Annotated in this window: 4 protein-coding genes; 2 read left to right on the top strand and 2 right to left on the bottom strand. The window is 53.3% G+C overall.

All coding sequences use genetic code 11. The features are described from left to right. The first annotated feature begins 135 nt into the window (after positions 1-135). Together OB13_RS12090 and OB13_RS12085 are read left to right on the top strand one after the other, a co-directional pair. The gene (locus OB13_RS12090) at positions 136-798 is read left to right on the top strand and encodes a CatA-like O-acetyltransferase (protein ID WP_461490425.1); all 663 of its coding nucleotides are present in this window, start codon (positions 136-138) and stop codon (positions 796-798) included. 319 nt (positions 799-1,117) lie between these two features. Beyond that, entirely contained in the window at positions 1,118-2,191 is a 1,074-nt protein-coding gene (locus OB13_RS12085) for a 3-oxoacyl-ACP synthase III family protein (RefSeq protein ID WP_461490424.1), read from the top strand. A gap of 94 nt (positions 2,192-2,285) precedes the next feature. On the opposite strand, the gene OB13_RS12080 is transcribed toward OB13_RS12085, so the two are convergent. Next, positions 2,286-3,014 carry a Mut7-C RNAse domain-containing protein gene (locus tag OB13_RS12080; protein WP_461490423.1) on the bottom strand — a complete coding sequence of 243 codons (729 nt, stop codon included), beginning with the start codon at positions 3,012-3,014 and terminating at the stop codon, positions 2,286-2,288. 111 nt (positions 3,015-3,125) lie between these two features. Next, on the bottom strand, positions 3,126-5,493 hold a 2,368-nt coding region (locus tag OB13_RS12075; protein ID WP_461490422.1), incomplete at its 5' end, for a TonB-dependent receptor.

Raw genomic sequence — 5,493 nt, 5'->3', positions numbered from 1 at the left:
TATAATATCTATAACAAAGCATATACTGGCTAAATTTTTAAGAGCGAAGGCATACAAACTTTACTTCGTTTATCTTTGCCTTTTCATCAATAGCTGTTGCTGACCGGATCAGCCGACAGCCGATAACCAACCTTTATGGAAACACGCTACAGCAGGGAAGTTATACCTGTGGAAGGCTGGGAACGCGCGGAGACCTTCCGTTTCTTCAGCACCTTTTCGCAGCCCTTTTTCAATGTTCATACCGAGGTAGCTATTACCCCGCTTTATGATTACTGCAAGCAGCAGGGCTTATCCGTTTCGCTGGCCTATATGCATGCCACGGTGCAGGCCGCCTGGGCTACCGAGAACTTCCGGCTGCGCATCGAAAACGGGCAGGTGCTCCGGTATAGCGGCCTCGACCTGTCCACCACCATCCTGAAGGATGACAAGCAGATCGCCTTCACCCACTTCCCATACCTGGATAAACTGGAAGATTTCTGTGAGGCAGGTGCCACCATCATTGCCGAAGTTAAGAAGAGCAAAAAGCTGTTCAACGGCTACCAGGGCACCGATCTGCTCCACATGACGACACTGCCCTGGTTTAAATTCAAAGGGATGGAACATGCTTTCTCCCTTGGTCAGGAAGATCCGGGCGTGCCCAAGATCGGGTATGGCCGCCTGGAGATGCAGCAGGACAACGTGCGGCTGCCTATCAGCATCGGCCTGCACCACGCCCTGGCCGACGGCTACCACATACATCTGTTCCTGCAGGAGCTGGAACGTGTGGTGCAGGGGTATGCTTCCGGAAACGAATCCTGACAAAGCAGGTCGCTATACCTGAAAAAAGCCGCTTTGACCAGATAAGAGCGGCTTTTCCTGTTTTTGGGGTCGCCCGTTCCTATATAAATCAGCCATTATGTTTGCTATATATAGCGATCCTAAATAAATTGGGTGCTTCTGTGTTCGTCCGGGCAGTATAGGCGTTCTGCGTCTGAAGTTTCCCCTGGGGATGCTTCCGCATGTTCCCGTGCGCCTGCAGGCTGATCTGCGAAGCGGCTGTTTCATACCCCGAGCGGTATCGGCTATACCTGTTTTCAGGCACGATCATATTCTTCTTACCATTATAAATTCAAACACCATGTGGCGAACCGTCATCACCGGAACAGGCAGCTATATCCCGACCGAAGTTAAGACAAACCAGGATTTTACAACGCACAGCTTTTATACAGAGGATAACGCCCCTATCAACGTTTGCCCGCAGGTAATTGTAGAGAAATTTCAGAAAATAACAGGTATAGCCGAAAGGCGCTACGTCGCTTCGCACCTCACCACTTCCGACATTGCGACCCTGGCGGCAGAACAAGCGATACGGGACAGCGGCATTGACCCGGAAACACTCGACATGATCGTGGTGGCGCACAATTTCGGCAACGTGGTAGAGGGTACGGTGCAATCCGATGCCGTCCCTTCGCTGGCCAGCCGTGTGAAGCACAACCTCCGGATCAAAAGCCCCAACTGCGTAGCCTACGACATCCTGTTCGGCTGCCCGGGCTGGGTGCAGGGCGTGATACAGACAGAGGCCTTTTTCAAAGCCGGAATGGCCCGGAAAGCGCTGGTAATCGGGGCTGAAACGCTCTCCCGCGTGATCGACAGGTATGACCGGGACAGCATGATCTTCAGCGATGGCGCCGGCGCATCGGTGGTCGAGTACCAAGAAGTACCGGAGGCTGGGAGCGGCATACTGGCTACCAGCGCCCTCAGCCACAGCCTGGACGAAGCGTATTACATCACCATGGACAAGACCTACCAGCCCGGTGGCGACCCGAGTGTGCGCTACATCAAGATGAAAGGCCGGAAGGTGTATGAATATGCCATCAAGCTGGTGCCGGAAGCCATGAAAAACTGCCTCGACAAGTGCGGCGTGGGCATCAAAGACCTGAAAAAGGTATTCATACATCAGGCCAACGAAAAGATGGACGAGGGCATGATCCAGGCGCTCTACAAGCTCTACAACACCCGCGACGTTCCGGAGGACATCATGCCGATGAGCATCCACTACTTGGGCAACAGCTCCGTGGCCACCGTGCCGACGCTCTACGACATTGTCCGCAAAGGACAGGATGAGAAGCATGAACTCCATCCGGGAGACATCATCCTGTTTGCATCCGTAGGAGCCGGTATGAACATCAATGCGATCTGCTACAAGGTATAGCTATACCTTTGGAATTTAATTTCCTGAAGACAGCTTCCTAAACCGGAGCTGTCTTTATTTTTCAGGTATAGTCATCCCGAAGCCTTTACCGTCGCTATAGATCCTGCTTCAGTTTCCGGATCAGCTCCTGCATTCGCTCATAATGAGAGCCTTTCCAGTAGACGCGCCGACAGGAGGAGCATCGGTAAAATTCATCGAAGTATAGCTGGGTTTTGGGAGGCAGTCGGTGCAGGACAGTTTGCTTTTCCACTGCCGCAATACGTCCATTGCAAATCATGCAGCGGGTGAAGGGTTTGATGTGATCCACTAAGTGAAATCTTCTGATCACTTCCTGCAGCTGTTCCCCGGTCTGCTGCGAGCGCAGCCAGTAGCCAACAGGTATAGCTTTATTTTTAAGCAGGTCAACATCCCGGGTCAGCACGATACGCTGCTCCGATTGTGCCAACTCCACTAGTTGCTTGTCGTGCACGTGGTTATCATACAGCGTATCAAAACCCAGCATCCGCAATGATCGCGCCAGCGTACCCAGGTGCACGTCGAGCACAAATTTTCGCTCCGCTATACCTTTCAACAACTCATCTTCCTTTCCATCCCAAGGGTATACCTGCACTTCATCCCCGTCCTGCAGGCGGTAGGTCAGGTGGGCGGGTTCGCCATTCACAACGACGTCCTGAACCTCCGGATGCGGAATACCCAAGGCTTCGATCGCATCTTTTACCGCCGGGGTTCCCGAGAAAAGATACGTGATCCGGGTGCTTTTTCGGGCGGGGCGGAGAAAATCGTTAAGCGATCCCTCGAAACGAAAAGCGGCTGTGTGGGACATACGGACAATGGCTGAATTTCTCAGCTTATACGCTTAAAATGCCTGATCCGCCCGGGCTGGTGCTCTAAGCGGATCAGGCATTTCAAGCTGGTAGGTATAGCAAGCGCTTCCTTAATTTCCTCCTGCCCTGTTCTTCTCTTCTTCAGCACCCCCTGTGCGGCGGCGGGATGGGGCTTCCTTCCCCTGGCCGAAGCGGTAGTTGAAGCTCAGGGTGGCTACCTGCGAGTCACGTCGCTGGTAAAAGTTCTCGGAATAGCGGGTGAGCTCGGTTGCACCGTGCACCTTGTTGGTATAAAAGGCGTCGGTTACGTTCAGCTTCAGGCTGGCTTTCTTATCCCAGAACTGTTTCTGCACTCCTGCCGACACAAACCAGACCGGGTCCACATCCAGGAAGCCGTACACTTCCTTGCCCCGGTATACGCCTGTGAGCTCGGCAGACCAATCGTTGGGCAGCTTGATGGTGTTGTTGGAATTGAGGTTGAACGTAGGCCTTCCGTTGCGCAGCTCTGTTTCCGCCAGAAATCCTTTGTACAGGCCGTAATAGAATGTGCCGTTGTTCACGCTGTTGAACCAGTTGCCAATCGAGAAGGGAACCGTCACGGTGAGTCCGTAATAATCAAGGGTGGCCAGGTTGCGGAAAGTCTGTACCACGAGTTTTTCCTGGGTAGTGTCCGGAGAGAGCACCTGCAGCATCACATCGGTGGTATGGGTATAGCTCAGCTTGGTGACAATGCGCTGGTCAAAGGTATGGGTCAGTTCGAAGGAATAGGAAAGCTCGGGTTTCAGGAAGGGGTTACCAGCCGAATAGGTGCTCGGGTCCAGGAAATTCTTGAACGGATTGAGCTGGTTGTAAGAGGGCCTGTTGATGCGGCGGCTCAGCGATATACCCAGGTCATGTTTTTTGCTCAGCGTATACCCTACAAACGCGCTCGGAAACAGCTGAGTGTAGTTCCGGTCAAACTTCTGCCCGTCCGAGAGCTGCTCGCCTTTGGCAATCGTATTTTCCAGGCGCAGGCCCAACTGGAGGCTCGCTTTGTCCCATTTCTTATTGGCATTCAGGTAGGCTGCGTTGATGTTTTCTTCATAGAGGAAATGGTTGCTTTTGTCCAGATCAGGGGCATTGCCGCCGTTGCTGCGGTCAAAGAACTCCAGGTTATTATCCGCCTTGACCAGGCTGCCCTTCACACCGGCTTCCATGGAACCGCCCACTGATTTGAGCGGCTGTTTGTAATCTGCCTTCGCCGATTTAATGGTCAGGTCTCCGTCCAGGGTGCCGTATAACAGGTAGGGGTTACGGATCGGCTCGTTGCTCAGGTTATAATAGTTGGTGGTAAAGTTCTGTTCGTCGGTATTGGTGTAGTTGATCAGGTCGATATCTGCCGTGATCTCCCGGCCCAGGCTGTCGATGGTATGTTTGAGATTGAAGTTAACTGCCTGGTTGCGGCGGCCGTGCTCTACGGCGGCATCAGTCAGGAAGTAGGATTCGGGTTGATCCAGTCGGTTGATTACGAGGGCTCTGTTGGAGTTTGTTCTGTCAAAGTCTGAAATGAAGCCGTTGGTTACCACTCCGATGACCGTATTAGGCGAGAGAAAATAGTCGGCCCCGAGGCGGGCGCTGTGGTTGTTCATATCAAAGTTAAACACGTTTTGCTGGTCGTAGGCTCCGGTAAAGGTACCCTCGTCGTTGAAGCGGCGGTAAATATCCAGGTTGGTGAAGTCCCTGCGGTATACATAGTTATAGCTGCCAAATACATTGAACTTCCTGGAGCGGTGGTTGAGCTGCAGACCCTGGTTGGATTTGAAATATTTGCCCTGCCCGAAAGAAGAAGAAACCGTCCCGTTGGTGCCCAGGCTTTCATCCCGCTTCAGCCGGATATCGATGATGCCGGAATTGCCGGCTGCATCGTATTTGGCTGAAGGGTTGGTGATCAGCTCGATCTTCTCGACGCTGTTGGCCGACATACCGCGCAGCATGTTCGCCAGTTCGGAACCTGACATCGGTACCGGCTTGCCGTCGATCATCACGATTACCCCCTGTCGCCCCCGCATGCTGATGTTATCATTCTGATCCACTACGATACCGGGCGCTTTTTCCAGCACTTCCAGGGCAGTACTTCCGGCCGAAACAATGCTGTTCTGCACGTTCATCACGGTCTTGTCCATGTGCTGCTCGATCAGGGGCTTCTGTCCTTCTACCACCACTTCCCTGAGCGTGGTGGAAGCCTGGCGCAACAGGATCGGGTTCAGTTTTACAGCCTCGTTGCCGGTCGTGACCACCGCTTCCATACCTTTCGATTTGCCGTAGCCCACCATGCTGGCCACCACTTTATACCGACCGGCCGGCACGCCTTCAAATACATAAGCGCCGGCTTCATCCGTCAGCGTTCCCTTGACGAGCGAAGAGTCAGTTCCTTGCAACAGGAGCACGTTGGCATAGCCCATGGGCTTGCTCTCCGCTTCCAATACTTTCCCGGTGATG

This window comes from Pontibacter sp. HJ8 (assembly GCF_054824225.1).
This window is presented reverse-complemented; position numbering and strand designations above follow the sequence as displayed.

Excerpts from the sequence above, each read along its gene's own strand:
- OB13_RS12090 (WP_461490425.1), top strand. The coding sequence starts at position 136 with ATGGAAACACGCTACAGCAGGGAAGTTATACCTGTGGAAGGCTGGGAA.
- OB13_RS12085 (WP_461490424.1), top strand. The coding sequence starts at position 1,118 with ATGTGGCGAACCGTCATCACCGGAACAGGCAGCTATATCCCGACCGAA.
- OB13_RS12080 (WP_461490423.1), bottom strand. The coding sequence starts at position 3,014 with ATGTCCCACACAGCCGCTTTTCGTTTCGAGGGATCGCTTAACGATTTT.